The sequence below is a fragment of the Allobosea sp. 05T433 genome (assembly GCF_056396065.1).
Genome location: NZ_JBFTKS010000006.1, coordinates 290865 through 314566, shown reverse-complemented (window position 1 = coordinate 314566; position 23702 = coordinate 290865). Strand labels below are relative to the sequence as shown.

Sequence of the window (23702 nt, the reverse complement as noted above, 5' to 3'; positions counted from 1 at the left end):
TCTCGGCTGGCGCCACGAGAGTTCGCAGCAGGGCGAAGGTAACCCCACCGAGCGCTCAATTCAAGGATAATTTTCTTGACGCTAGGAATATACACTCTCTTTGTCAATTTGGCGACGGCACGTCTATGGAAGCTTGCAGCGCGAGTTACCCAAGTACCTGTTCGGATACTCGCAAATCGCTGCTCATTCTGACAAAATTCCCTGCTCTCCCAAGACCAATGCGGACTCATATCGCCTTGTTTTGGAACAGTTTTTTCCTATGGGAGAGTCGCTAGACGCCTCGATTGAGCCAGGAGAATCACTGCGAAATCCCTGAAAGCAGGGAATTGCTTTGTCCCGCACGAAGTGAAGCAGCGCTCTGGATTAACAGCGGCACGATTAGGCCATCTCGCCCCGACTTCGCCTCTGCCTGTTCGACCCGCTTCTGGCACGCCCTGCCTTGGGCCGCGCGCCCCTGCCTCAGGCCCACCCCGTCCGCCAGACAGCGAACTTCGCCTTGGTCTCCGCATTGGCCGGATAAAGTCCGAAAATGGTCTCGCCAGCGCGGACACGCTCTTCGACGAAATCCTCATAGGCCGTCTGCTCATAGGCCTCCTCAGCGATCTCATTGGCGAGATGCGCCGGGATCACGCAGACTCCCTCACCGTCCCCGACCACAATGTCACCGGGGAATACCGGTACATCGCCACAGCCGATCGGGACATTGATATCGGCCGCGTGGTGGCGGATCAGATTGGTCGGAGCGCTCGGCCGGCTGTGAAAGGCCGGAAACGGCATCTGGGCGATGTCGGGCGAATCGCGGAAGCCGCCATCGGTGACGACGCCGGCAACGCCCCGCTGCATCAACCGCGAGACCAGGATGCCGCCTGCCGATGCCGCGCGCGCGTCCTTGCGGCTGTCGATCACCATGACATGGCCTGGCGGGCAGGCCTCGACCGCCTTGCGCTGCGGATGCTCGATATCGGCGAAGACGCCGAGATGGTCGAGATCCTCACGCGCCGGGATGTAGCGCAGCGTATAGGCCTCGCCGACCATCCGCGGCGCCGCGGTTCCCAGCGGCCGCACGTCCTGAATGAAGACATTGCGGAAGCCGCACTTAAACAGCGCGGTCGTCAATGTGGCGCTGGAGACGCGCTTCAGCTTTTCGCGATTTTCGGGGGTCAGCAAGGACGTCATCGGAAGGTGATCCTCATTCGCTCAAAGGAGGCGGCATACGACGCTGATAGTCGCCGCCCCGGGGCTGCACCGCCGCGCAGCCTCGGAGTGACGCTTTTGCTCAGGACACGGCCATCGCGTTTCACTCGATCTTTACATTCGCCTTCTGCGCCACCTCGGCCCAACGCTTGGTTTCGGCGGCGATATGGGCGGTGAAATCGGCCCGGTTCGAGCCAACCGGGTCGACCCCAAGCTTCCTGAGCTGCTCGACGGTTGCCGGCTCGCGCATGATCGCCTGCACCTCGGCAGAAAGCTTGTCGACGATCGGTTTCGGCGTCGCGGCAGGCGCAAAGAAGCCGTGCCAGGAGGTCGCGGCATAGCCCGGAATGAACTCGGCCAGCGCCGGAAGGTCCTTGGCCACGGCGAGCCGTTCCGGCGTTGCGGTCGCGAGTGCCCTGATTTTGCCGGCTTCCACATGCGGCCAGGCAATGGTGATGTTGTCGAAGGAAAGCTGGATCTGCCCGGAAAGCAGATCCTGGGTCACCTGCCCGCTCGATCGGTAGGGAACATGGGCCATATCCGTGCCGGTCGCGACCTTGAACAACTCGGCAGCCATATGCGTCGAGGTGCCGGCGCCGGACGAGCCGAACGAGTATTTGCCCGGGTTCTTCTTCAGCAGTTCGATGAGTTCCGGTACCGACTTCGCCGGCAGGTCGAGATTGACCATCAGGATATTCGGCACGCTCGCCACCTGCGAGATCGGCGCAAAATCCTTGATGTGGTCAAAGGGCATCTTGCTGTAGACGGCCGGGTTGATCGCATGGGTCGAAACCGTGCCCATGGTCAGCGTGTAGCCGTCGGCCGGCGCCCTCGCGACGGCAGCGACACCGGTGTTGCCGCCCGCGCCCGCCCGATTCTCGACGATGAACTTGCCATTGAGCCGCACGGCCAGCCGCTCGGCCAGAATTCTGCCGAGAAGGTCGGTCGTGCCGCCGGCCGCGAAGGGCACCACGATGGTCACGACCTTCGAGGGATAATCCGACTGCGCCAGGGCAGCCGGGGCGATCATCAGGCAGGCGGCAGCCATCGCCGCGCGTCGCGTCAAACTCATCAGGTCTTCCTCCCTTGTTGCAGCGCCCGCGCAATTCGCGCCGGCTCGACCCTTCCCGGGCTCCTTGCCGCAGGGCATAGCACAGCATTTCAGATTTGAAATCTGAAATTTCAGACTTGTTCGGACTTGATGTTTGTGATGTTTGATGCCGCGATGCAGGGCGGAACGCCGGAGCCCGATCGGGATTTCGGTGCCTCCCCCGCACATGCTGGGACTATGATGACCGAGACCACCACAATCGAACCCGTCGCCCCTCACCTGCTGCGCTCCTTGCGCGAGCATGTGCATGAGCGTCTGCGTCGGGCGATCGTGGCCGGCAGCTTCCAGAACGGGGAGAGGCTGAACGAGCGTCAGCTCGCCGAAATGCTCGGCGTCAGTACAACCCCGGTGAAGGATGCGATCCGTAAGCTCGAAAGCGAAGGGCTTGTCCGCACAGAGGCACGACGCGGCGTCTTCGTGCTCTTCTCCGCGCGCCAGGCTCTGGAGATGGCGCTTGGCCGCGCCGCAATCGAAAGCGTGATGGCCCATATCGCCGCCAATCGCATCAGCGACGCCGAGATCCGCGACATGTCGCGGCTGATCGACGACATGGCGCACGCGACCGAGCACAGCGCACTCGAGGACCTCGTCAATCTGAACGAGGCCTACCACGGCGCGATCCACCGGATCTCGGGCTGCGCCTATCTGGAGCGCCGGCTGGACGGACAGCGCATGTATGATCACGCCCAGCGCATCGCACTGCTCGGCGAGCAGGACGAACGCCGCCAGGGTTTTGTCGAACACCAGGGAATCTTCGAGGCGCTGGCTGGGCGCAAGCCGCAGCTCGCCGAGCAGCGAATGAGGAGCCACATCGTGCGCTCGGCCAAGAGCCATGTGCGCCAGGTGTTCGGCTCGGATGCGGAGGGATTGGCCTATGACGAATGACCGCTTGCGGACCGCATTACGCGGGATTTCCGGTGTGCATGTCACAGCCTGGAAGGGCGACGGCGAGGCCGACTGGGCCCTGACCGGCCAGATCGTCCGGCGCATTGCCGAGGCCGGCATCCACAATATCGTCTCGGCCGGAAATACCGGCGAATTCTACCCGATGACCACCGACGAGGTCGTCCGCAGCCATGCTGTCGCCGCCGAAGCTGCGGCCGGCAAGTCGCTGGTCACGGCCGGCATCGGCCGCTCCCTTCGCGAAGCGATTGCGACCGGCAAACTCGCAGTTGCGGCCGGTTGCGATGCGGTGATGGTGCATCACCCGCTCGATCCCTTTGCCGCGCCGCAATCGCAAGCCGATTACATTCTCGCCATTGCCGAGGCCCTGCCGATTCCAGTCGTCGCCTATATCCGCTCCGACGCGATCGGTGTGAAGGACCTCGCCCGCGTCGCGACCCACGCCAATGTCGCCGGCGTGAAGTTCGCGTCAAACAACATGATGCTGCTGGCCGAATGCGTGCGCGCGACCCAGGGCACCAGTGCGAACTGGATCTGTGGACTGGCCGAAGGCTGGGCCGCACCGTTCCACGCGCTCGGCGCCCGCGGCTTCACCTCCGGACTGGTCAACGTCGTGCCCGAACGCTCGCTGGCGATCTGGCGGGCGCTGGAAGGCAACGATTATGAGCTCGCCCGACACCTCGTCGACGAGATCGCCGGTTTCGAGACGCTGCGTACCAAGTATGGCAACGGCGCCAATGTGACCGTGGTCAAGGAGGCGCTCGGCCTGCTGGGCACGCCGGTCGGCCCCGTCCGCCTGCCCGGCCTTCCCGAACTGAACGACAGCGAACGCGCCGAGCTGCGCCGTGTCGTCAGTGGCTGGGGCGCACGGCAAGCAGCCGCGGAATAGCCGCAAGCGTCATCGCAGAGCACCGCGACAAGGCATGCAGCACGCATCCCCGCCGGCGCACCGCGCGCAGCGGCGGTCAGGACCACAAGCAAGAAACATCCGAGGAAACACCATGCCCCACCCCCGCAAGACGCCCGAGACGCTGCGCAGCAGGCGCTGGTTCGGCGCCAGCGACCTGCGTTCCTTCGGTCATCGCTCGCGGGCGCTGCAGATGGGCCTCAATCACGAGGAGTTCATGGGCAAGCCGGTTATCGGCATCCTCAACACCTGGTCCGAGATCAACCCCTGTCACACCCATCTGCGCGACCGGGCCGAGGCGGTGAAGCGCGCGGTCTGGGCCGCGGGCGGTTTCCCAGTCGAAATCCCGGTGATGTCGGCCTCCGAGCAGTATCAGAAGCCGACGACGATGCTCTACCGCAACTTCCTGGCGATGGAGGCGGAGGAATCGATCCGTTCCCATCCACTCGACGGCGCGGTGCTGCTCGGCGGCTGCGACAAGTCCACGCCCGCCCTCGTGATGGGCGCATGCAGCGCGGGCCTGCCCTTCATCTTCGTGCCGGCCGGCCCGATGCTGCGCGGCAACTGGGCCGGCAAGGTGCTGGGTTCCGGGGCCGATGTCTGGAAATACTGGGCCGAGAAGGAAGCCGGTAACATCACCGACGGCCAATGGCGCGAGATGGAAAGCGGTATCGCCCGCTCGCACGGCACCTGCATGGTGATGGGTACCGCGGCGACCATGATGAGCCATGCCGAGGTGCTCGGCCTCACCTTGCCCGGCGCCTCCGCGATCCCCGCCGCCGATGCCGCCCACCCCCGCATGGCCGCGGCCGCGGGAAAGCGCATCGTCGAAATGGTCTGGGAGGACCTGACCCCCGACCGCATCCTGACCCGCAAGAGCTTTGAGAACGCGCTCACCGTCCATATGGCGGTGGCGGGCTCGACCAATGCGATCATCCACCTGATCGCGATGGCGGGTCGAGCCGGTGTGCCGCTGACGCCGGAGGATTTCGACACCTTTTCGCGCACGGTGCCGGTGATCGCCAATCTGCGGCCGTCCGGCGACTTTCTGATGGAGGATTTCTTCTATGCCGGCGGTCTCCCCGCTCTGTTGAAACAGCTTGAGAGCAAGCTGCATACCGACGCCATGACAGTGACAGGAAAACCCCTTGCCGAGACGATCGCGCTCGCACAGGTCTATGATGACAACGTCATTCGTCCACTCGACAGGGCCGTCTCGACCGCCAACGGGCTTGCCGTCCTGAAGGGCAACCTTGCGCCCGATGGCTGTGTCATTAAGCCTTCCGCGGCCGAGCCTCGGCTGCTCCAACATCGCGGCCCGGCTCTGGTTTTCGAGGATTACGACGCGATGATGCGCGCTGTGAACGACGAGGACCTCGATGTCACCGCCGATCACGTCATGGTCCTGAAGAACTGCGGCCCGGTCGGCGGCCCGGGCATGCCGGAATGGGGCATGCTGCCCATTCCCAAAAAACTGCTGAAGCAGGGCGTGCGCGACATGCTGCGCATCTCGGACGCACGCATGTCCGGCACCAGCTACGGCGCCTGCGTGCTCCATGTCGCGCCGGAGGCTTATATCAAGGGGCCTCTCGCCGCGGTTCAGACCGGCGACATCATCGTTGTCGATGTCGAGGCTCGCAGTATCTCCGTCGAGCTTAGCGACGACGAAATCACCGGTCGCCTCGCCACTTGGTCACCACCCGACCGCAATTATGCTCGCGGCTATGGCCGCATGTCCGCCGCTCATATCCGCCAGGCCGACAAGGGCTGCGATTTCGACTACCTGGAGGGCACGGCCAAGGTGGCGGAACCGGAGATTCACTGAGCGACCTCAGAATGACCACGGCCGTGGAAGCAGCGAGCCTCACGACAGACCAAACCTGCCTTGGACTGGCCGAGAGCCCAGGGCATTATCGATGCGAGCGCCGAATTGGCGTGGCTAAGGCCATGGGGCAGTTGATGACGATGGGGTATAACGACACGCTCTCCTTCGACCCACGCCTTGCCTACGAGATGCCGACCAATTCACAGATCGAGCAGGAGCGCTGGGTCTTCGCCATGTGCAATGGCAGGCGTGGCGGCCGCTTCGCCGAGATCGGCGCCTTCGATGGCGTCCTCCACAGCAACAGCTACTTCCTCGAAACCGAACATGGCTGGACGGGTGTGGCGGTCGAGCCCAACCCCGAACTTTTTGCGAAGCTCCGGCAGAACCGCACGGCGATCTGCCTGGAAAAGGCTGTCTATCGCGAGTCCGGCAGGGTCCTTGACTTCGTTGCCTCCCAGGAGATCGGCACCCTCGAGGAGTTCGCCGACAGTGACGGTTATGCCAGGCATCGTCGCCAGGTCGTCGCGGAGAAGGGCCTGATCCAGGTCGAGACCATCACCTTCAACGAGATCGCTGCGATGGGTGATTTCGCGCTAAACGGCTTCGACTATGTCTCGCTCGATACGGAAGGTTCCGAACTCGACATTCTGCGCAGCATCGACTTGGCTCGCCACCGGATCCCGCTCTTCACCATCGAGCACAATTTCGTCGAGCCGCGCCGGGAGGAGATCAGGCTCCTTCTAGCCGAKGCCGGCTATGATCGGCTCAATGTCGGCTTCGACGACTGGTATTTTCACCAGCAGCTCCTCTGCGAACGAAATCACGGCGCCGCGGTCGATCTCGATGGCATCAACCGGTATTTCAAGAGCCTCTACAAGGATTAGCTGGCGTTCCGACAGGCCCATGGCGTGCCTCCTCCCAGCTTATGTTGACGCGTTTTCGCAAGTCTGGAACAAGCTCACGCACGAAACAGCCGCCCCACGGGTTCGGCGTAAAGCGCGAGTGCAATGTGAATTCGGAAGCCGCGCAGCGCTTCATCGAGCGCACCCATGATCGCTCCTTGACCATCGGCATCATTGGCCTGGGCTATGTGGGCCTTCCACTCGTATTGGCGGCGCTACGCAAGGGCTTCAGCGTCATCGGCTTCGACATCGATCGCGACCGCGTCGCGCTGATCAATTCCGGCCAGAGTGACATCAAGCACATCCCGTCCGAACCGATCGCAGAGGGCATCAGCAGCGGCCGGTTCGCCGCCACGACCGACTTCGATCGGCTGTCCGAGCCGAACGCCCTGCTCATCGCCGTGCCGACGCCGCTGACGCGGCACCGCGAGCCGGACATGTCCTATGTGGTCAAGACTGCAGAGGCGATCGCGCCCCGGTTGCAGCGCGGCCAACTGATCGTGCTGGAATCGACGACCTATCCCGGAACCACAGACCAGGTGATGCGTCCGATCCTGGAAGGCGTATCCGGGCTGGCAAGCGGCCAGGATTTCTTCCTGGCTTACTCGCCTGAACGCGAGGATCCGGGCAACCCCAGCTTCGGCACATCGGATATCCCCAAAGTGGTCGGGGGCGACGGGCCAGATGCCTTGGCAATGGCCGACGCGCTCTACAGCGCACTTGTGGTCAGAACGGTGCCTGTTTCATCAACCGCAACCGCGGAAGCCGTCAAGCTGACCGAAAATATCTTCCGAGCAGTCAATATCGCGCTCGTCAATGAGCTGAAGCAGGTCTACAGCGCGATGGACATCGACATCTGGGAGGTCATCGAGGCGGCGAAGACCAAGCCCTTCGGCTTCATGCCCTTCTATCCGGGCCCCGGCCTCGGTGGCCACTGCATCCCGATCGACCCCTTCTACCTGACGTGGAAGGCGCGCGAATACGACATCACGACGCGCTTCATCGAGCTCGCAGGCCAAGTCAACACCCATATGCCCTATCTGGTGGTCAACCGCCTGGCGGAGCTGGTCGATACGCAGCTCCGCAAGAATTTCAGCGATGCCCGTATCCTCGTCCTCGGCATCGCCTACAAGAAGAATATCGACGACATGCGGGAAAGCCCCGCGCTCAAACTGATCGAGCTGATCGAAAAGCGGGGCGCCCATGTCGCGTTCCACGACCCCCATGTGCCAGTGATCCGGCCGACGCGCGAATACCCGGAGCTGACCGGAAAGAAAGGGATCCCGGCGCTCGATGTGGAAGCTCTGGCTAGCTTCGATGCCGTTCTGATCGCGACGGATCACGACATCGTCGACTACCGGCTTGTGGTCGAGCACGCCCATCTGATCGTGGACACGCGCAACGCCTGTGCGCGACACGGAGTAAGTGGCGCAAACGTATTCAAGGCGTAACAAGCCAGGCGGATCGGCGGCCGGTCGATCCGGCTCAACGACCCCGAGCAGTTCACAACTGCTTCCGCCAAATCGTGTGAGCGAAGGCCGGCTTCATATCAGCAGGGGGCCGGCACCCGGGACATAAAAAACCGCCGGGCCAGCGTCTGGCCCGGCGGTTATAAGCTATGTCTGGGAAGCAAAGGGCAAGGCCCTTCGCTTCGACGGCCTCACGCCACCTTCGCCACGACCGCTGGCTTCTCCCACTCCTCGCCCCAGATCATCACGGCATGGCCGGGTGAGACCTCGCGGAACTGGCGGACCGGCGGGACGTAGTCGGGCGCACGCACCGGGCTCTTGATCTCGTCGTTCGAGACCGGGCGCTTCTCGAGGCGCCGTGCCGGATCCGGCACCGGCACCGCCGCAAGCAGCCGCTTCGTATAGGGGTGCTGCGGATTGCCGAAGATCGCCTCGCGCGGGCCGATCTCGACGATTTCGCCGAGATACATCACCGCCACCCGGTGGCTGACGCGCTCGACCACCGCCATGTCATGCGAGATGAAGAGATAGCCGAGCTTCATCCGCTCCTGCAGCTCGAGCATCAGGTTGATCACCTGCGCCTTGACCGAGACGTCGAGCGCCGAAACCGATTCATCCGCCACGATCAGCCGCGGCTCGACCGCGAGTGCGCGTGCAATGCAGATGCGCTGGCGCTGGCCGCCTGAGAACTCATGCGGGAAGCGGCTCGCCATATCGGGCTGAAGCCCGACGCGGCGCAGCAGCTCGGCGACCTTGTCGCGGGCCTCCGAGCGGGTCGCGAGCTTGTTGATCAGCAGCGGCTCGGCAATCGCCGCGCCGACATTCATGCGCGGATCGAGGCTGGCGAAGGGGTCTTGGAAGATCATCTGCATGCGCTTGCGCCGGTCGCGCAGGGTCCGCTGGTCGAGCTTCAGAACATCCTCGCCGTCAAGCAGCACCGAGCCGGAGAGCGGCTCGATCAGCCGCATCACCGAACGCCCCGTCGTCGACTTGCCGCAACCGGATTCGCCGACCAGCGCCAGCGTCTCGCCCGCCTGCAGGCTGAAGGAGACGTTCTCGACCGCATGGACCCGGCCCTTGACGCCGCCGAGCAGCCCCGCGCGGATCTCGAAACGGGTGGTGAGCCCGCTGACCTCGAGCACCGGACGCTCGGCATGCGCCACAGTATCGGATGTCTCGGTCGGGACGTCCGACAGCCCCGTTGCGCGGTCGACCACCGGGAAGCGCATCGGCCGCTTGTGGCCAATCATCGAGCCCAGCTTCGGCACCGCTGAAAGCAACGACCGGGTATAGGGGTGCGTGGCGCGGGCGAAGATATCCTCGGTGGCGCCAGTCTCCACCGCCTGGCCGTTATACATCACCACCGTGCGGTCGGCGATCTCGGCGACCACGCCCATGTCGTGGGTGATGAAGAGGACGGACATGCCCTCCTCGTCCTGCAGGCTCTTGATGAGCTCGAGGATCTGCGCCTGGATCGTCACGTCGAGCGCTGTCGTCGGCTCGTCCGCGATCAGGAGCTTCGGCTTGCAGGCCAAGGCCATCGCGATCATCACGCGCTGGCGCATGCCGCCGGAGAAGCGGTGCGGATACTCGTTGAATCGCGACTTCGCGGCCGGGATACGGACCTTCTCCAAGAGCCGGATCGTCTCGGCCTCGGCCGCACTGCGCGACAACCCGCGGTGCAGGATCAGCGCCTCGGCGATCTGGAAGCCGATGGTCAGCACCGGATTCAGGCTCGTCATCGGCTCCTGGAAGATCATCGCGACTTCGTTGCCGCGGATATGGCGCATATCGGCATCGGGCAAGGTCAGCAGTTCCTTGCCGCCGAGCTTGATCGAGCCTTCGATCTTGCTCGAGCCGGGCGGTGTCAGCCGCATGATCGAGAGCGCCGTCACGCTCTTGCCGGAGCCTGATTCACCAACGACGGCCACCGTTTCCTTCGGTCCGATATCGAAGGAAACGTCGCGGACCACGGAGCGCCACTGCCCCTCGACACGGAACGAGGTGGTCAGATGCGAAACGGAGAGAATGGGAGAGGTCATGCTGAAGCTTTCCAGTCTTTCCTAGATCACGCGGCGCGGGTCGAGCGCGTCGCGCAAGCCATCGCCAATGAAGTTGATCGAGAGAACGGTGAGGAAGATCGCGGCACCAGGGAACAAGGCCCAGTGCGGAGCGACATCGAGATGATCCTTGGCGTCGAACAGGATCCGCCCCCAGGTCGGGATGTCCGGCGGGAAGCCGAGACCAAGGAAGGACAGGGTCGATTCGGCGATGATCGCGGACGACACCTCAATGGTGCCGGCAACGATGACCGGTCCCATCGCGTTGGGCAGGATGTGGCTGACGACCTGCCGCCATTTCGTCGCGCCCGACGCACGCGCCGCCTCCACGAACTCCTTCTCGCGCAGCGAGAAGAACTGGGCCCGGACCAGGCGGGCAACAGGCATCCAGCGCAACCCGCCGATGACGACGACGATCAGGACGAAGACGCCGCCCTCAAGCCCGAAAACGGCCTTGAGCTGTTCGCGGAACAGATAGATCACCAGCAGCAGCAGCGGCAGCTGCGGCAGCGACAGGAAGAGGTCGGTGACCCACATCAGGAAGGAGTCGACATAGCCGCGCGACATGCCGGCGATCGCCCCGACGACGACGCCGACGAACGTGGCGACCACCATGGCGGCAAGACCGACTGCGAGCGAGATGCGCCCGCCATAGATCATCCGCGCCAGAATATCCTGGCCGAGATCGTCGGTGCCGAACGGATGGCTCCAGGACGGCGTCTGCAGCTGTGCCGCGAAGTCGATATCGTTGATCGCCACAGGCCAGAGCCATGGGCCAATGACGACGCCGAGCACAAGCAGGCCGAGCACGATCGTGCTGATCATTGCCAGGCGGTGTCGGCGGAAGCGGCGCCAGGTCTCGCGCGCAGGCGAGACCGACACGCTCCGCGCCGGCGAGCCGGAAGTCGGCTCAGCGGAAGGAGATACGAGGGTCGAGCCAGCCATAAAGGAGATCCGCAATGAGGTTGAAGAAAACGACGAGGCAGGCGAAGACGAAGGTCACCGCCATGACGACAGGGGTGTCGTTGGCGAGAATCGCCGTGATCAGCAGCGAGCCGATGCCGGGCACACGGAAAATCTGTTCCGTGACGATAGCACCGCCGAAGACCGCCGGCATCTGCAGCGCGACCAGCGTGACGACGGGGATCAGCGCGTTGCGCGCCACATGCCGGATCGTCACCTTCGTCTCGCTGAGGCCCTTTGCCCGGGCGGTGGTGACGTAGTCGAGCCTGACGACGTCGAGCACGGCGGAGCGCACATAGCGCGTATAGGAGGCTGCCTGAAAGAGACCGAGCACCAGGATCGGCATCAGCGCCTGCCGCATCATCTCCCAGTACCAGCGCCAGCCTGTCGCCGCGATATCGGAGCGATAGACGAAGGGCAGCCAGTCCAGCTTGATCGAGAACAGCAGGATGAAGAGCAGGCCGGTGAAGAAGGTCGGCAGCGAGAAACCGACGAAGGCGAGCGTGTTGGCGATCTGGTCGAAGACCGAATAAGGCCGCGTCGCAGCATAGATGCCGACCGGCAGCGCGATCGCAAGCGCCAGCAGCTGCGAGCTGCCAACGACGAAGAGCGTCGTCGGGACCCGCTGCAGGATGAGATCGTCGACATTGATTCGGCTGGCGAAGGAAAAGCCCCAGTCGCCCTGCACCATGGCCGTCAGCCAGCGCACATACCGCACCATGACCGGATCATCGATCCCGAACTTCGCGCGCAACGCCATTCGGACTTCGGGAGGCACATTGGGATTGGTCGCGAGCTCCTCGAACGGGTCGCCAGGCGCCAGCGCAAGAACCGTAAACAGGATCAGGCTGATGCCTAGAAGGCTCGGAATGGCGATGAGCAATCGCCTTATGAGGTAACTCGCCATGTACAGGTCTCTGTCAGCGTGCGGATCGGGACCGTAAACCGGAACCGAAGGATGCAGGGAGCGACGAAGACGCCCCTGCGATGATCCGGCTCCGGCCGGTCAATGAACGGTCGGTACTCACCCTTAGCGAGAGCGCATTGCGCTTTCGCTAAGGGATTGGCCGCTTCTACTAGCTGCGATACCAGCTCGCCAGTCGCCAGACGTCACTGTCCCAGCCACTATATTTCGGCACCAGGTTGTTGGCCGCCGCGGCGACGCGCGTACGCGACAGAAGCGGCAGGATGACGTTGGCCTCGCAGAAGGCCTCATCGACCTTGATCAGCAGCGCGGCGCGCTTGGCTGGGTCGAGCTCTTTCTGCGCAGCCTTGTAGGCGTCGTCCGCTTCCTTGCTGGCGTAGCGCGAGACGTTGCGACCGAGCCACTTGTTCTCCTTGTTGGCGATCTCCCAGGAGGTGAACTGGTTGAGGAAGCGCTCAGGATCAGGCTGCGGCTGCGTCGTGGTGTACATCTCCATGTCGCAGTAGAGCTTGGTGTAGGTGTCGGGGTTGGCGACGTCCGAGGAGAAGAACACGGACGCGGTCACCGACTTCAGCTCGAGATCGATGCCGGCGCGTTGGCAGGCCTGCTTGATGATCGCCTGGGTCTTCTGGCGCGGCGCGTTGATCGAGGTCTGGAAGACGTATTTCAGCTTCTTGCCATCCTTCTCGCGGATGCCGTCGGCGCCCTTCTTCCAGCCGGCGTCGTCGAGGATCTTGTTCGCCTTCTCGACGCTGAACTCATATTTCAGCTTCTTCGACTTGAACATCTTCGGCTCGTTGACGAAGCTCGCCGTCGCCGTGCCGCCGCGGCCATAGATGAATTTCTGGATCGAATCGCGGTCGATCAGGAGGTTGATCGCCTGGCGCACGGCCGGATCGCTGAGCGTCGGATGCTTGGTCTTGACGCTCGAACGCTCGCCATCGACCTCTGTCCACGGATCCGTCGTGTTGAGGATGATGAACTCGATATTGCCGCTAGGAACCGCCAGCACGCGCCCGCGCCCGCCGGTCTCCATGCGCTTGAGGATCTCGTCCTCGACCAGCATGTTCCAGGCATAGTCGAACTCGCCGGTCTGCAGCACGGCGCGCGCCGCCGAGACTGCGTCGCCGCCGCCCTTGACCTCGATCGTGTCGAAATGCGGCTGGTTCTTGACGTGATAATCGGGGTTGCGCTCGCCGGTGACGATGTCACCCGGCTTGAAGTCGACGAACTTGTAGGGACCGGTGCCAACGGGCTTCAGATTGGCCGGAGCCTCGCGCGACTTGGCCCCCTTGTACTCGCCGAAATGGTGCTTCGGGATGATCATGCCGGCGACGCCCACGAAGGCATCGGCCCAGAACGGCGTTGCCTCGGCGAAGATGACCTTGACGGTGTGGGAGTCGACCTTCTCGACCTTGATGTCCTTGTAGGAGCCGGTGGTGTAGGCGGCGGTGGCCGGATCGGCAGCATATTCCCAGTTGAAGACGACGTCATCGGCCGTGAACGGCTTGCCGTCATGCCATTTGACGCCCTGCTTCAGTTTCCACGTCACCGACTTGCCGTCGGCCGAGAGACCGCCATTCTCCTTGGAAGGGACTTCGGCAGCGAGGCACGGAATGAGATTGCCTTCGGCATCCCAGCCGGCGAGCGGTTCATAGAAGACGCGCGAGGCCTCCTGGTCCTTGGTGCCAGAGGCGAAATGCGGGTTCAGCAGGGTCGGCGCCTGCCAGAGCAGGATCTTCAGCGGCCCGCCACCGCCGGCCTTGGTCGGCTTGTAATCGTCGACCGGCTGCGCCATCGCGACGCCGTTCCAGGCCAGCATCTGGGTTGCGATCGGTGCGCTCAGTCCCAGCGCCACCATCTTCTGCACGAAGGAGCGCCGCGACAGGCCACCTTCCTTCACATCCGCGATCAAACCTCGCAGGCCGTGTTCGTTCATACATACCCTCCGCCAATCGGCAACCGACAAAACTCCGGAGGTCTTGCGCCCCCTGCTTTTCCCTCAAGCTGCTCCCAGCAAGGCATGTGCCAAAGAGCGCGTCAACCATGCAGCGCAGCGCCTTGCAGTCCCGCTTGGAACTGACTGGACGAGACTCTCCTGGCTTGCTCAAATGCGGAAACACTTAGAAGCGAGATAAAAATGGACAATCGAAACGACCTCTGGCGCCAGGTTGACGCAAGCAAGGAGCGCTTCATCGCGCTGAGCGAACGGGTCTGGGGCATGCCCGAGGTCTGCTATACCGAACAGCGCTCCGTGGCCGAACATGTCGCCGAGCTCCGCCACCAGGGCTTTCGAATCACCGAGAACGTCGCCGACATCCCGACGGCCGTCATCGGCGAGGCCGGAGAAGGCGGCCCGGTCATCGCCTTCCTCGGCGAATATGACGCACTCCCCGGCCTCAGCCAGGAGGCGGGTGTTGCCACGCACCAGCCGCTCGAGGATGGCGGCCATGGTCATGGCTGTGGGCATAACCTGCTCGGCTCCGCCGCACTGCTCGCCGCCACCGCGATGAAGAACTGGCTGGCCGAGAACAAGATCCCGGGGCGCGTACGCTACTATGGCTGCCCTGCTGAGGAAGGCGGCGCAGCCAAGGCCTTCATGGTCCGCTCGGGTGCCTTCGACGACGCCGATGTTGCGATTTCCTGGCACCCGTCGAGCTTCTGGGAGGTCACCCCTCCCCTCTCGCTCGCCAATACGCGTGCCGATTTCATCTTCACCGGCCGCGCCGCCCATGCTGCGGCCTCGCCGCATCTCGGCCGCAGCGCGCTCGACGCCGTCGAGTTGATGAGTGTCGGCGTCAACTATATGCGCGAGCACATGCCAAGCGACGCGCGCGTGCACTACGCGCTGCTGGATACGGGCGGCATCGCCCCCAACGTCGTGCAGGCGCATGCGCGCGTCCGCTACTCGATTCGCGCGCGCGATTTGCCCGGCATGCTCGAGCTCGTCGAACGCGTCCGCAAGATCGCCGCGGGCGCGGCATTGATGACCGAAACCAAGATGGAGATGCGCATCATCAGCGCCGTCTCGAACGTCGTCGGCAACACCCCGCTCGAGAAGGCGATGCACGACATTCTCGAGGAGCTCGGCGCTCCGCATTTCGACGAGACCGACCGCGCCTTCGCCCGCGATATCCGCTCGACGCTCTCGCCTCAGGAGATCGCTTCCTCCTGGCGCTCGATCGGCCTGCCTGAAACCGAGGCTCCGCTTGCCGATTTCGTTGTCCCGCTCGACGCGCCGCGCAATCCGATGATCGGCTCGACGGATGTCGGCGACGTCAGCTGGGTCGTGCCGACGGTTCAGGCTCACGCGCCAACCGTCGCGATCGGCACGCCTTTCCACACCTGGCAGGTGGTGGCGCAGGGCAAAAGCCCGGCCGCGCACAAGGCCATGGTCCAGGTTGCCAAGGCGATGGCAGCGACCGGAGCCGCCGTGCTCTCGGACCCTGCCCTGATGGCTGCGGCAAAGGCCGACCTGAAGACCCGCGTCGGCAAGGATGGCTATGTCTCGCCACTGCCGGGGGAAGTGCAGCCGCCGCTGAACATGTCGCGCGGCTGAGACATAAAACAATCCCCAGCCGCCACTGGCGGCTGGGGACAGCTTTCGGTTTCAAGTCGCCGCGGCAGCACGCCGCGACGAACGATGACCTCAGAGGACCGGAGCGGCCTGCTGGCCCAGTTCCTCGGCTGAGGGAATACGGCCGCCCTCGAACCAGTAGGCCGCTGCGGCACGCGACATCGCCGCGCCGTCATGGCCGATTCCGTTCACCGTGATCAGCTGCCAGTTGCAGGACAGCCCGAGCCGGGCCGCCTCGCGCTTGGCGAAGTCGAGCATGAAGTGGGCCCGGCCGTAGCGATGCGGCCCCTGAGCCAGCGCCTCGGCCTGCGATGGCAGGTTCGGATCGGCGGTGGCGATGTCCTGGTCACCGGCGAAAATGATCATCGGATAGGCAAGCCAACGCGCCAGCGCCGCTTGATCCAGCCCGAGCTCACCGAGGCCTTCCGGGAAACTCCTGTCAAGGCAAGGCAATGTGTACCAGCCCGGATTGGAGGCCATCGCCGCCTCGAAGGGTTCCGAGCCTTGCGTCGCCAGCATCCGATGGACGAACTGACCGCCGGCCGAATGGCCGAAGATGCGGATCACCGGACGGTCGATGACGCCACCGGCACGCAGCGCCTCGAGCACACGCTGCGGCACGGAATAGAGCCAGGTGTCGCGTGCAGCGATCGCGCCGCCGGCCCCGAGAACGAGCCCGTTATTATAGCCTTCGGCCTGCGGATAATGCTCGTTGGAGAAGGTCGGGGCGACGATCAGGAGGCCGTGCTTCTCCGCAGCATCGATCCAGAAATCGCGGTACTCGTCGCCATTGCGCAGCATGCCGTGCTGCACGACCACTACCGGGTCGTTCGGCTTGTGGCCGGCGGGACGATAGATATTGACCTCGAGCGGCCTGTCGGGATGAAAGCGATCGACGAAAGGCAGAGTGCTGCGGCCGATGGCGGGCGTAAGCGAAGCGGTGGTCATGCGGTCTCCGGGGCCTTGTGCAAATGGCAGGCGGCGCTGCGGCCGGGCGCGATCTCGGTCAGCTTTGGCCGGACCTCACGGCAAACGGGCATCGCGAGCTCGCAGCGCGGGTGGAACGGGCAGCCTGGCGGCGGTGCGAGTGGCGACGGCAACTCGCCCTTCAATGGCTGGAAATCACGCTTGCGCCCGGCCGCCGACGGGATCGCCTTGATCAGGGCCGCGCTATAGGGATGCGCCGGCTCGGCGAAGATGGCAGTGGCAGATCCGATCTCGACGATCCGGCCGAGATACATGATCGCGACCCGGTCGCTGATATGGCGCACCAGCCCAAGATCATGGCTGACGAAGAGATAAGTCAGCCCGTGCCGCTCCCGCACATCCATGAACAGGTTGATGACCTGGGCCTGGATGGACACGTCGAGCGCCGACACCGGTTCGTCGCAGACCAGGAAATCAGGCTTCACCGCGAGCGCGCGGGCAATGCCGATACGCTGGCGCTGGCCGCCCGAGAACTGGTGCGGATAACGCTCCCGATAGGCGAGATCGAGCCCAACCTCGGTTAGCGCCTGATCGACAGCGGCCTCGATCTCAGCCTTCGGCAGCAGCTTATGGACGCTCAGCGCCTCGCCGACGATCCGGCTGACCTTCATGCGTGGATCGAGCGAGGCGTAGGGGTCCTGGAAGATCATCTGGACCTTGAGCAGGAACTCGAGCCGGTCCTTGCCCTTGAGCCCGGCCACCGGCTTCTGTTCGTAGATGACCTCGCCCGTGCTCGGCTTGAGGATGCCGGTGGCGACACGCGCCAGGGTCGACTTGCCGCAGCCGGACTCACCGACGAGCCCGAGGACTTCACCGCGCTTGACGCTGAGATCCACGCCGTCGACGGCTCGCAGCGCCGGCGGCGCCTTGCCGCGACCGGTCGCCATCAGGATGCGTTCCGCCAGGGTGGGGCTGCGGCGGAAGTGCTTGGTCACACCCTTCAGTTCGAAGACGGGCGCACTCATGCTGCCTCTCCCTGCGGAACCGGGTTATGGCAACGGAAGCTGCGTTCGGCGGTCCCGGTCGGCGTCGGATCCTGCTCCGCGCAGATCGGCTGGACCCGGTTGCAGCGGGGGCGGAATGGGCAGCCGCTCGGGCGCCCATCGATCCGCGGCGCGACGCCGTCGATCTGGTTCAAGCGCTCACCCGGCTCGACCATCGCGGCCGAGGAATTCAGCAGACCAAGCGTATAGGGATGCCGCGGCTGGTCGAGCACGGAGTCGACCGGACCGATCTCGACGACCCGGCCGGCATACATCACGGCGACCCGGTCCGCGAGCTCGGCGACGACCGCGAGATCATGGGTGATCCACAGCACCGCCGTACCGGTTTCACGGCTGAGCTTCTGGACCTCGAACAGGATCTGGCTCTGGATCGTGACGTCGAGCGCGGTGGTCGGCTCGTCGGCGATGATCAGGTCGGGTGCATTCAGCAGCGCGGTCGCGATCGCGACACGCTGGCGCATGCCGCCCGAGAACTCATGCGGGAACTGCTTGAGGCGTGCCTCCGGCGAGGAGATGCCGACACGTGCCAGTGCCTTGGCCGCCTCGCTCAGCGCTTCCGCGCGGCTGCACTGGCGATGCTCCAGGATCGCCTCGCTCATCTGCTCGCCGATGCTGAGCACCGGGTTCAGCGTCATCAGCGGATCCTGGAAGATCATGGCGATGCGATCGCCGCGCAGCTTGCGCAGCCGCTCTTCGGACGCCTCGCGAAGGTTCTCTCCGGCGAAGGTGATCTCGCCCGCAACGATCTCGCCCGGCGGATCGATGAGCTGGACCAGCGAGAAACCGGTCACCGACTTGCCGGAACCGGATTCTCCGACCAGCCCGAGCACCTCGCCGCGCGCGACGCTGAGATCGACGTCATCGACGGCCGGCCAGGCGCCATCGAGCGCGTGGAAGACGGTCCTGAGTCCCCGGACCTCGAGAAGCGGAGCACTCATGAGCGCACGTTGAAGCTGCGGCGCAGGCGGTCGCCGACAAGATTGAGCGACATGATGAGCAGCACCAGCGCGATGCCGGGGAATACCGCGATCCAGTATTCGCCGGAGAGGAGGAATTCGAAGCCGTTGGCGATCAGCAGTCCGAGCGAAGGCTGCGTCACGGGCACGCCGACGCCGAGGAAGGACAGGGTCGCCTCCAGCGTAATTGCGCTCGCAATGCTGATCGAGGCCACCACGAGCACCGAGCCGACCGAGTTCGGCAGGAGATGGGCCAGCATGATATGTCGGGTCGGCAGACCGAAATTCAGCGCCGCCTCGATATATTCCTTGCGACGCTCGACCAGGGCGGCGGCACGCATCAATCGTGCATATTGCGCCCATTGCACCAGCACGATCGCAAAGATCACCTTGTCGACGCCACGGCCGATCGAGGCGAGCAGCACGAGCGCGATCAGGATCGAGGGAAAGCCGAGCATGAAGTCGACGACGCGCATGATCACGGCATCGACCGCGCCGCCGAACTGAGCTGCGAGCAGGCCGGCGGTAATCCCGATGACGAGCGCGCCCGCGGTCGCCGTGAGACCAACCATCAGGCTGGTCCGAAGCCCGTAGAGGATCGCGCTCAGCATGTCGCGACCCTGGGCATCGCTACCAAGCCAGTAGGTGATGCCGGTCATGCCGCTGTCTCCCGGAGCCAGCCGGTTGTCCATCACGCTCAACGAGGCGAGGTCGTGCGGGTTCTGCGGCGCGATGACGGGAGCAAGTACGGCGAGCAGGACAAGGATACCGAGCAGGATCGCGGCGCCGCGCGTCGTCGGCCGGTTCCGGATCCGGCGCAACACCTTCTCGCGCAGGGGCGTATCGGCATAGGCCGGCACGACTGGAGCTTTCGCCGGCGCGCTCATGCCATGTCTCCGGTCAGCTTCACGCGCGGATCGAGCGCGGCATAGAGAATATCGACGAGGAAGTTCACCGTGACGAAGAGCAGCGTCGCCAGCAGCACATAGGCGACGACCACCGGCCGATCGAGCTGGTAGATCGAATCGATCAGGAGCTTGCCCATGCCGGGCCAGGCGAAGACCGTCTCAGTGATGGTGGAGAAGGCGACGAGGCTGCCGAACTCGATGCCGACCACCGTCACGACCGGGATCAGGATGTTGCGCAGCACGTGCCGACCGACGATCCGCTTGCGGCGCACGCCCTTGGCACGGGCATATTTCACATAGTCCTGCGTCATCGTCTCGGTCGTGCCGGCCGCGACGAGGCGGATCATCAGTGCCGTATTAGGGATGGCGAGGTTGAGCGCCGGCAGGATCAGATGCTGCAGCCCGTCCAGCGTGAGCAGGCTGGTCTGTACGCCAAGCACGGAGACGGTCTCGCCGCGGCCGGCCGTCGGCAGCCAGCCAAGCACGACCGCAAAGAGCAGGATCAGCATCATCCCCTTCCAGAAATTCGGAAGGGAATAGCCGAGCACGGTACTCGCCATGATGATCCGTGACGGCCGGCTGTCAGGATCGAGTCCCGCGAACAGCCCGAGTGGCACACCGACCGTGACGGCCAGCATCATCGCCAGCAGCACCAGTTCGAAGGTCGCGGGCAGACGGGCGAGGATCAGTTCGATCGCGGGCACGCCATGCACGAAGGAGCGCCCGAGATCGCCCTTCAGGGCATTGCCCATGAAGGTGAAATATTGCTGCCAGACTGGCAGGTCGAGGCCGAGCCGCTTGATCAGGGCCGCGCGCTCGGCGGCACTGACCTGTGGCGAGACCAGGAGCTCGATCGGGTCTCCGATGCCATAGACGGCGAAGAAAACCACGACCGAGACCGCGAGCAGAACGATGACGCTCTGGATCAGCCGCTGCAAAACATAGGCGGTCATTGCGTTTGATCGACTCTGCTACGCTTACTGGATGACTGGACTTACTTGGCGACCGGCTTCACCGACATCGCCAGCATGAACTGGTCGGCGCGGCCGGTGACGCTCAGGTCGGACTTGAACGCCCAGATGCCGCTTTCGAAGTGCAGCGGGATGAACGCACCGTCTGCGAGCACCAGCTTGCCGGCTTCCTGCAGCAATTCGGCCCGCTTGGCATCGTCGAGCGTCGTCACGGCAGTGCGGATCACCTTGTCGAACGCGTCGTTCTTGTAGCCGCCATAGTTCGAGCCGCCGAGGGTCTTCTCGTCGTTCGGGGTCGGCGGCCACTGACGCAGGAAGGACGCAGCCTCACCGGTGCCGGAACCCCAGCCGCCGAGCGCAACGCTGAATTCCTTCTTGGCGCGGCGCGGGAAATAGATCGCGCGCGTCATCGCATCGACCTCGGTCTTGATGCCGATCTGGGTCAGGTACTGCGCGACAGCCTGGGTGATCTGGCTGTCATTGATATAGCGGTCATTGGTCGAGGACAGCGTCAGCTGGAAGCCCTTGGCATAGCCTGCCTCGGCCATCAGCTTCTTGGCGGCAGCCGGGTCATAGGCCAGCTTCGGCGGGTTCGGCAGCGTGCCGAACATACCGGTCGGCAGGAACTGGTAGGCCGGCTCTGCCGCACCGTCCATGATCCGCTTGACGATCGCGTCACGATCGATGGCGAGCGACATCGCCTTCCGGACGCGGGGGTCCTTGAGCGGGTTCTTGCCGTCTTCGGACTTGACGAAGGGGCTCTGGTCGCGGGCCACGTCGAGCTGGAAATACATCACGCGGGTCGAGGGCGTGACGACATGGCCAAAGCGCTTGTCACCCTTGATGCGGCCAAGGTCGCGCGCCGCGGGATTCTCGATGACGTCGTAGTCACCGGCAAGCAGCCCGGCCAGGCGCGGACCGGCATTGGTCACCGGCAGCAGGCGCACGGTCGCCCAAGGCTCCGCCTTGCCCCAGTAGCTCGGGTTGCGCTCGAGCTCGATCGACGAACCGCGAACATAGGACTTCAGCTTGTAGGGGCCCGTGCCGATGGCGAGGCTGCCGTCATTGAAACCGCTCACGGCCGGCCAGGCGCCGGTCACGCCGCAGTTCTTGGGAACGTCATAGCTGATGGGGCCATGCTCGACGATCGAAGCCGAGAGAATGCTGAGGCTCGAAAGCAGGTTCGGCATCAGCGGTTCGGGGTTGATCGTGTTGATGATCAGCGTGTGGGCGTCGGGCGCCTCGACCGAGGCGAAGTTCCCGGTGATATCGGCGAAGGAATCGGAGACCTTGGTCTCGTTCTTCAGCGTGCGGCAGAACGTGAAGACCACGTCTTCCGCAGTGAAGGGCTTGCCGTTCGAGAAGGTGACGCCCTGGCGCAGTTTGAAGGTCCAGCGGTTCTTGCCGTCATTCTCCCAGGAATTGGCGAGGCTGGGATGGAGCTTCTGCTTCTCGTCCTGACGCACGAGCGAGTCGAAGATGTGCTGGGCCAGCGCATTGTTCGGCGTGAGATCATGGTAATGCGGATCGACAGCTGTCGGTTCCGAAGCCAGCGCGATGCGCAGGGTCTGGGCCCAGGCCGGCGCGGCGGCAAGGCAGGTTCCGGCCAAAGCCGCAACCATTAAGGATTTACGCATGGTCATCTCCGCTCCCAATGTGAACCATTTTGACAGCTTCATTTTCGTTGGGTAGCAAACATGAAAATATTCGAACGTCAATCGGGTGGAGACGCATGTCCCAAGGCTTGAAGCCGACGACCGATCTCTCGAACCGGATCGCCCGGGTCTACCCGTCCTTGAGCAACGGGCATCGGCGTGCAGCCGATTTCGTGCTGCAGCACCCACTCGACGTCGTCACCATGACGATCGAAGGACTGGCTGAAGGCAGCGGGACCTCCAACGCGACCGTCACGCGCTTCGTCCGCGCTCTTGGCTATGGAAACTATGCCGAATTCCGTGCAGCCCTCTCCTCGGCCCTGAAATTCGCGCTCGATCCGGTCGACAGTTTTGCAGGCGCACGCTCGGCCGCGGGCTCGACCTTCGCCACCTTTGTTGACGCCCTTTCCGACCAGTCGGCCAATCTGCAGGCCGCGCGGGACGCCCTCGACGAGGCGACCACGACACGGGCGATCGAGGCGCTGCTCAAGGCGCGCCGCGTCTTCATCGCCGCGTCGGGGGCGAGCCATCATGTCGCATCTTTCCTTGAAGACGGGCTCGCGCTCTATCTCGACGCCGACGTGACCTTCGCGTCCTCACGCGCTGGCCCTGAACGAGCCATTCGCCACATGCTCTCGGCCAGGCCCGACGACCTCGTCGTCGCGATCTCGGTGCCGCGCTATTCGCGCACCACGCTCGACCTCGCCTCCTTCGCGAAGAAGCGGGGGTCGACTTTGCTTGCGCTGACGGACGGCCCCACCTCCCCACTCGCCAACATCGCCGACATCACGCTCTTCGCCCCGGCCCGGAATCGGCTTCTGCCGAATTCGCCGACTGCCATCTTCGCGCTGGCGGACGCCCTGATTACGGCGATCGCCCGCGAGCGACCTGACGCAGTCGAAGCACTGAAGGGCTTGAGCGAAAGCCTGCTCTGGACATTTCACCACTGAGGTGAGCTTGCCATGCCCCCGTCAACAGACGGGGTGTAGCAACAAACCCGTGTACCGGCGCCGATCATGGCGCTTCGCGCAACTGAAGGAGCATCGCAAGACGAATTCAACTGAAGCGAAAGCGATTCAGGCTCTTGCACAGCAGCGCGATGACAGTGCCCCCGCTCTATCGGGTTACGTCACGGCGTATCCGCCGACTTATCGACAGGTAACCAAGGCAAGAGTCGAACCCGAAGAGGTCGTTCATGGCGCAGGATTTCTGCGCTATTTTGAAAACTATCTGATTCAAAAATCTGAAATTGCATATCGAATTCTCGTCTATCGTCAGAACATTGGTCTTGGCGCGAGAGTGCACAAATTGCTATTCTTCTAATCTGGAATACGCGGAAGACACGGCCTAGCACCGAGACGATCGCGCACTGGATCGATGCCACG

Annotated in this window: 20 protein-coding genes; 8 read left to right on the top strand and 12 right to left on the bottom strand. The window is 64.0% G+C overall.

Translation table 11 applies throughout. The features are described from left to right. Window positions 1-459: 459 nt before the first annotated feature. On the bottom strand, window positions 460-1176 hold the full coding sequence (locus AC1DGP_RS11220) for a ribonuclease activity regulator RraA (protein ID WP_476770690.1): 717 nt from the start codon (window positions 1174-1176) through the stop codon (window positions 460-462). A 121-nt stretch (window positions 1177-1297) separates the two neighbouring features. Further along, window positions 1298-2266, bottom strand: coding sequence for a Bug family tripartite tricarboxylate transporter substrate binding protein (locus AC1DGP_RS11215; RefSeq protein ID WP_476832121.1), 969 nt, complete (start codon window positions 2264-2266; stop codon window positions 1298-1300). A gap of 219 nt (window positions 2267-2485) precedes the next feature. Here AC1DGP_RS11215 and AC1DGP_RS11210 point away from each other — a divergent pair, with 219 nt between their 5' ends. The 5 genes from AC1DGP_RS11210 (at window position 2486) to AC1DGP_RS11190 (ending at window position 8293) form a co-directional block, all read left to right on the top strand. Next, window positions 2486-3190 (top strand): GntR family transcriptional regulator, encoded by a 705-nt coding sequence (locus AC1DGP_RS11210; protein ID WP_441477023.1) that lies wholly within the window; start codon window positions 2486-2488, stop codon window positions 3188-3190. Further along, window positions 3180-4097, top strand: a complete 918-nt coding sequence (locus AC1DGP_RS11205; RefSeq protein ID WP_441488314.1) for a dihydrodipicolinate synthase family protein — start codon at window positions 3180-3182, stop codon at window positions 4095-4097. The genes AC1DGP_RS11210 and AC1DGP_RS11205 overlap by 11 nt, the downstream gene beginning before the upstream one ends. A 112-nt stretch (window positions 4098-4209) precedes the next feature. Beyond that, window positions 4210-5940 carry an L-arabinonate dehydratase gene (gene araD, locus AC1DGP_RS11200; protein ID WP_441488313.1) on the top strand — a complete coding sequence of 577 codons (1731 nt, stop codon included), beginning with the start codon at window positions 4210-4212 and terminating at the stop codon, window positions 5938-5940. Between the two features lie 110 nt (window positions 5941-6050). Then, window positions 6051-6824 (top strand): FkbM family methyltransferase, encoded by a 774-nt coding sequence (locus AC1DGP_RS11195; RefSeq protein WP_476832120.1) that lies wholly within the window; start codon window positions 6051-6053, stop codon window positions 6822-6824. A 125-nt stretch (window positions 6825-6949) separates the two neighbouring features. After that, the gene (locus AC1DGP_RS11190) at window positions 6950-8293 is read left to right on the top strand and encodes a nucleotide sugar dehydrogenase (RefSeq protein ID WP_476832119.1); all 1344 of its coding nucleotides are present in this window, start codon (window positions 6950-6952) and stop codon (window positions 8291-8293) included. A gap of 209 nt (window positions 8294-8502) precedes the next feature. On the opposite strand, the gene AC1DGP_RS11185 is transcribed toward AC1DGP_RS11190, so the two are convergent. From AC1DGP_RS11185 to AC1DGP_RS11170, 4 genes are all read right to left on the bottom strand, one after another. Continuing rightward, entirely contained in the window at window positions 8503-10353 is a 1851-nt protein-coding gene (locus AC1DGP_RS11185; RefSeq protein ID WP_441488310.1) for an ABC transporter ATP-binding protein, read from the bottom strand. 21 nt (window positions 10354-10374) lie between these two features. Then, window positions 10375-11316 (bottom strand): ABC transporter permease, encoded by a 942-nt coding sequence (locus tag AC1DGP_RS11180; RefSeq protein WP_113510930.1) that lies wholly within the window; start codon window positions 11314-11316, stop codon window positions 10375-10377. Then, window positions 11282-12241 carry an ABC transporter permease gene (locus AC1DGP_RS11175; RefSeq protein WP_113510931.1) on the bottom strand — a complete coding sequence of 320 codons (960 nt, stop codon included), beginning with the start codon at window positions 12239-12241 and terminating at the stop codon, window positions 11282-11284. The genes AC1DGP_RS11180 and AC1DGP_RS11175 overlap by 35 nt, the downstream gene beginning before the upstream one ends. Window positions 12242-12410: 169 nt before the next feature. Continuing rightward, on the bottom strand, window positions 12411-14198 hold the full coding sequence (locus tag AC1DGP_RS11170) for a peptide ABC transporter substrate-binding protein (protein ID WP_441488309.1): 1788 nt from the start codon (window positions 14196-14198) through the stop codon (window positions 12411-12413). A gap of 201 nt (window positions 14199-14399) precedes the next feature. On the opposite strand from AC1DGP_RS11170, the gene AC1DGP_RS11165 reads away from it, so the two are divergent. After that, window positions 14400-15818 carry a M20 family metallopeptidase gene (locus tag AC1DGP_RS11165; RefSeq protein ID WP_476832118.1) on the top strand — a complete coding sequence of 473 codons (1419 nt, stop codon included), beginning with the start codon at window positions 14400-14402 and terminating at the stop codon, window positions 15816-15818. A 90-nt stretch (window positions 15819-15908) separates the two neighbouring features. Here the strand turns inward: AC1DGP_RS11165 and AC1DGP_RS11160 are convergent, their stop codons facing one another. The 6 genes from AC1DGP_RS11160 to AC1DGP_RS11135 are packed head-to-tail and all read right to left on the bottom strand — an operon-like array spanning window position 15909 to window position 22299. Next, entirely contained in the window at window positions 15909-16784 is an 876-nt protein-coding gene (locus tag AC1DGP_RS11160) for an alpha/beta hydrolase family protein (RefSeq protein WP_476832117.1), read from the bottom strand. Beyond that, window positions 16781-17788, bottom strand: coding sequence for an ABC transporter ATP-binding protein (locus AC1DGP_RS11155; protein ID WP_441488306.1), 1008 nt, complete (start codon window positions 17786-17788; stop codon window positions 16781-16783). Before AC1DGP_RS11155 ends, AC1DGP_RS11160 begins: the two co-directional genes overlap by 4 nt. Next, window positions 17785-18765, bottom strand: a complete 981-nt coding sequence (locus AC1DGP_RS11150; RefSeq protein WP_476832116.1) for an ABC transporter ATP-binding protein — start codon at window positions 18763-18765, stop codon at window positions 17785-17787. Before AC1DGP_RS11150 ends, AC1DGP_RS11155 begins: the two co-directional genes overlap by 4 nt. Continuing rightward, window positions 18762-19670: an ABC transporter permease gene (locus AC1DGP_RS11145; protein WP_069879499.1), complete on the bottom strand. Its 909-nt coding sequence runs from the start codon at window positions 19668-19670 to the stop codon at window positions 18762-18764. Before AC1DGP_RS11145 ends, AC1DGP_RS11150 begins: the two co-directional genes overlap by 4 nt. Beyond that, the gene (locus AC1DGP_RS11140; RefSeq protein WP_476768507.1) at window positions 19667-20644 is read right to left on the bottom strand and encodes an ABC transporter permease; all 978 of its coding nucleotides are present in this window, start codon (window positions 20642-20644) and stop codon (window positions 19667-19669) included. The genes AC1DGP_RS11145 and AC1DGP_RS11140 overlap by 4 nt, the downstream gene beginning before the upstream one ends. Window positions 20645-20685: 41 nt before the next feature. Then, window positions 20686-22299 (bottom strand): ABC transporter substrate-binding protein, encoded by a 1614-nt coding sequence (locus AC1DGP_RS11135; protein WP_476776037.1) that lies wholly within the window; start codon window positions 22297-22299, stop codon window positions 20686-20688. A 95-nt stretch (window positions 22300-22394) separates the two neighbouring features. Here AC1DGP_RS11135 and AC1DGP_RS11130 point away from each other — a divergent pair, with 95 nt between their 5' ends. Both AC1DGP_RS11130 and AC1DGP_RS11125 read left to right on the top strand, forming a co-directional pair. Then, entirely contained in the window at window positions 22395-23267 is an 873-nt protein-coding gene (locus AC1DGP_RS11130) for a MurR/RpiR family transcriptional regulator (protein WP_441507704.1), read from the top strand. A gap of 49 nt (window positions 23268-23316) precedes the next feature. After that, window positions 23317-23640 carry a hypothetical protein gene (locus AC1DGP_RS11125; protein ID WP_476776038.1) on the top strand — a complete coding sequence of 108 codons (324 nt, stop codon included), beginning with the start codon at window positions 23317-23319 and terminating at the stop codon, window positions 23638-23640. Window positions 23641-23702: the final 62 nt, after the last annotated feature.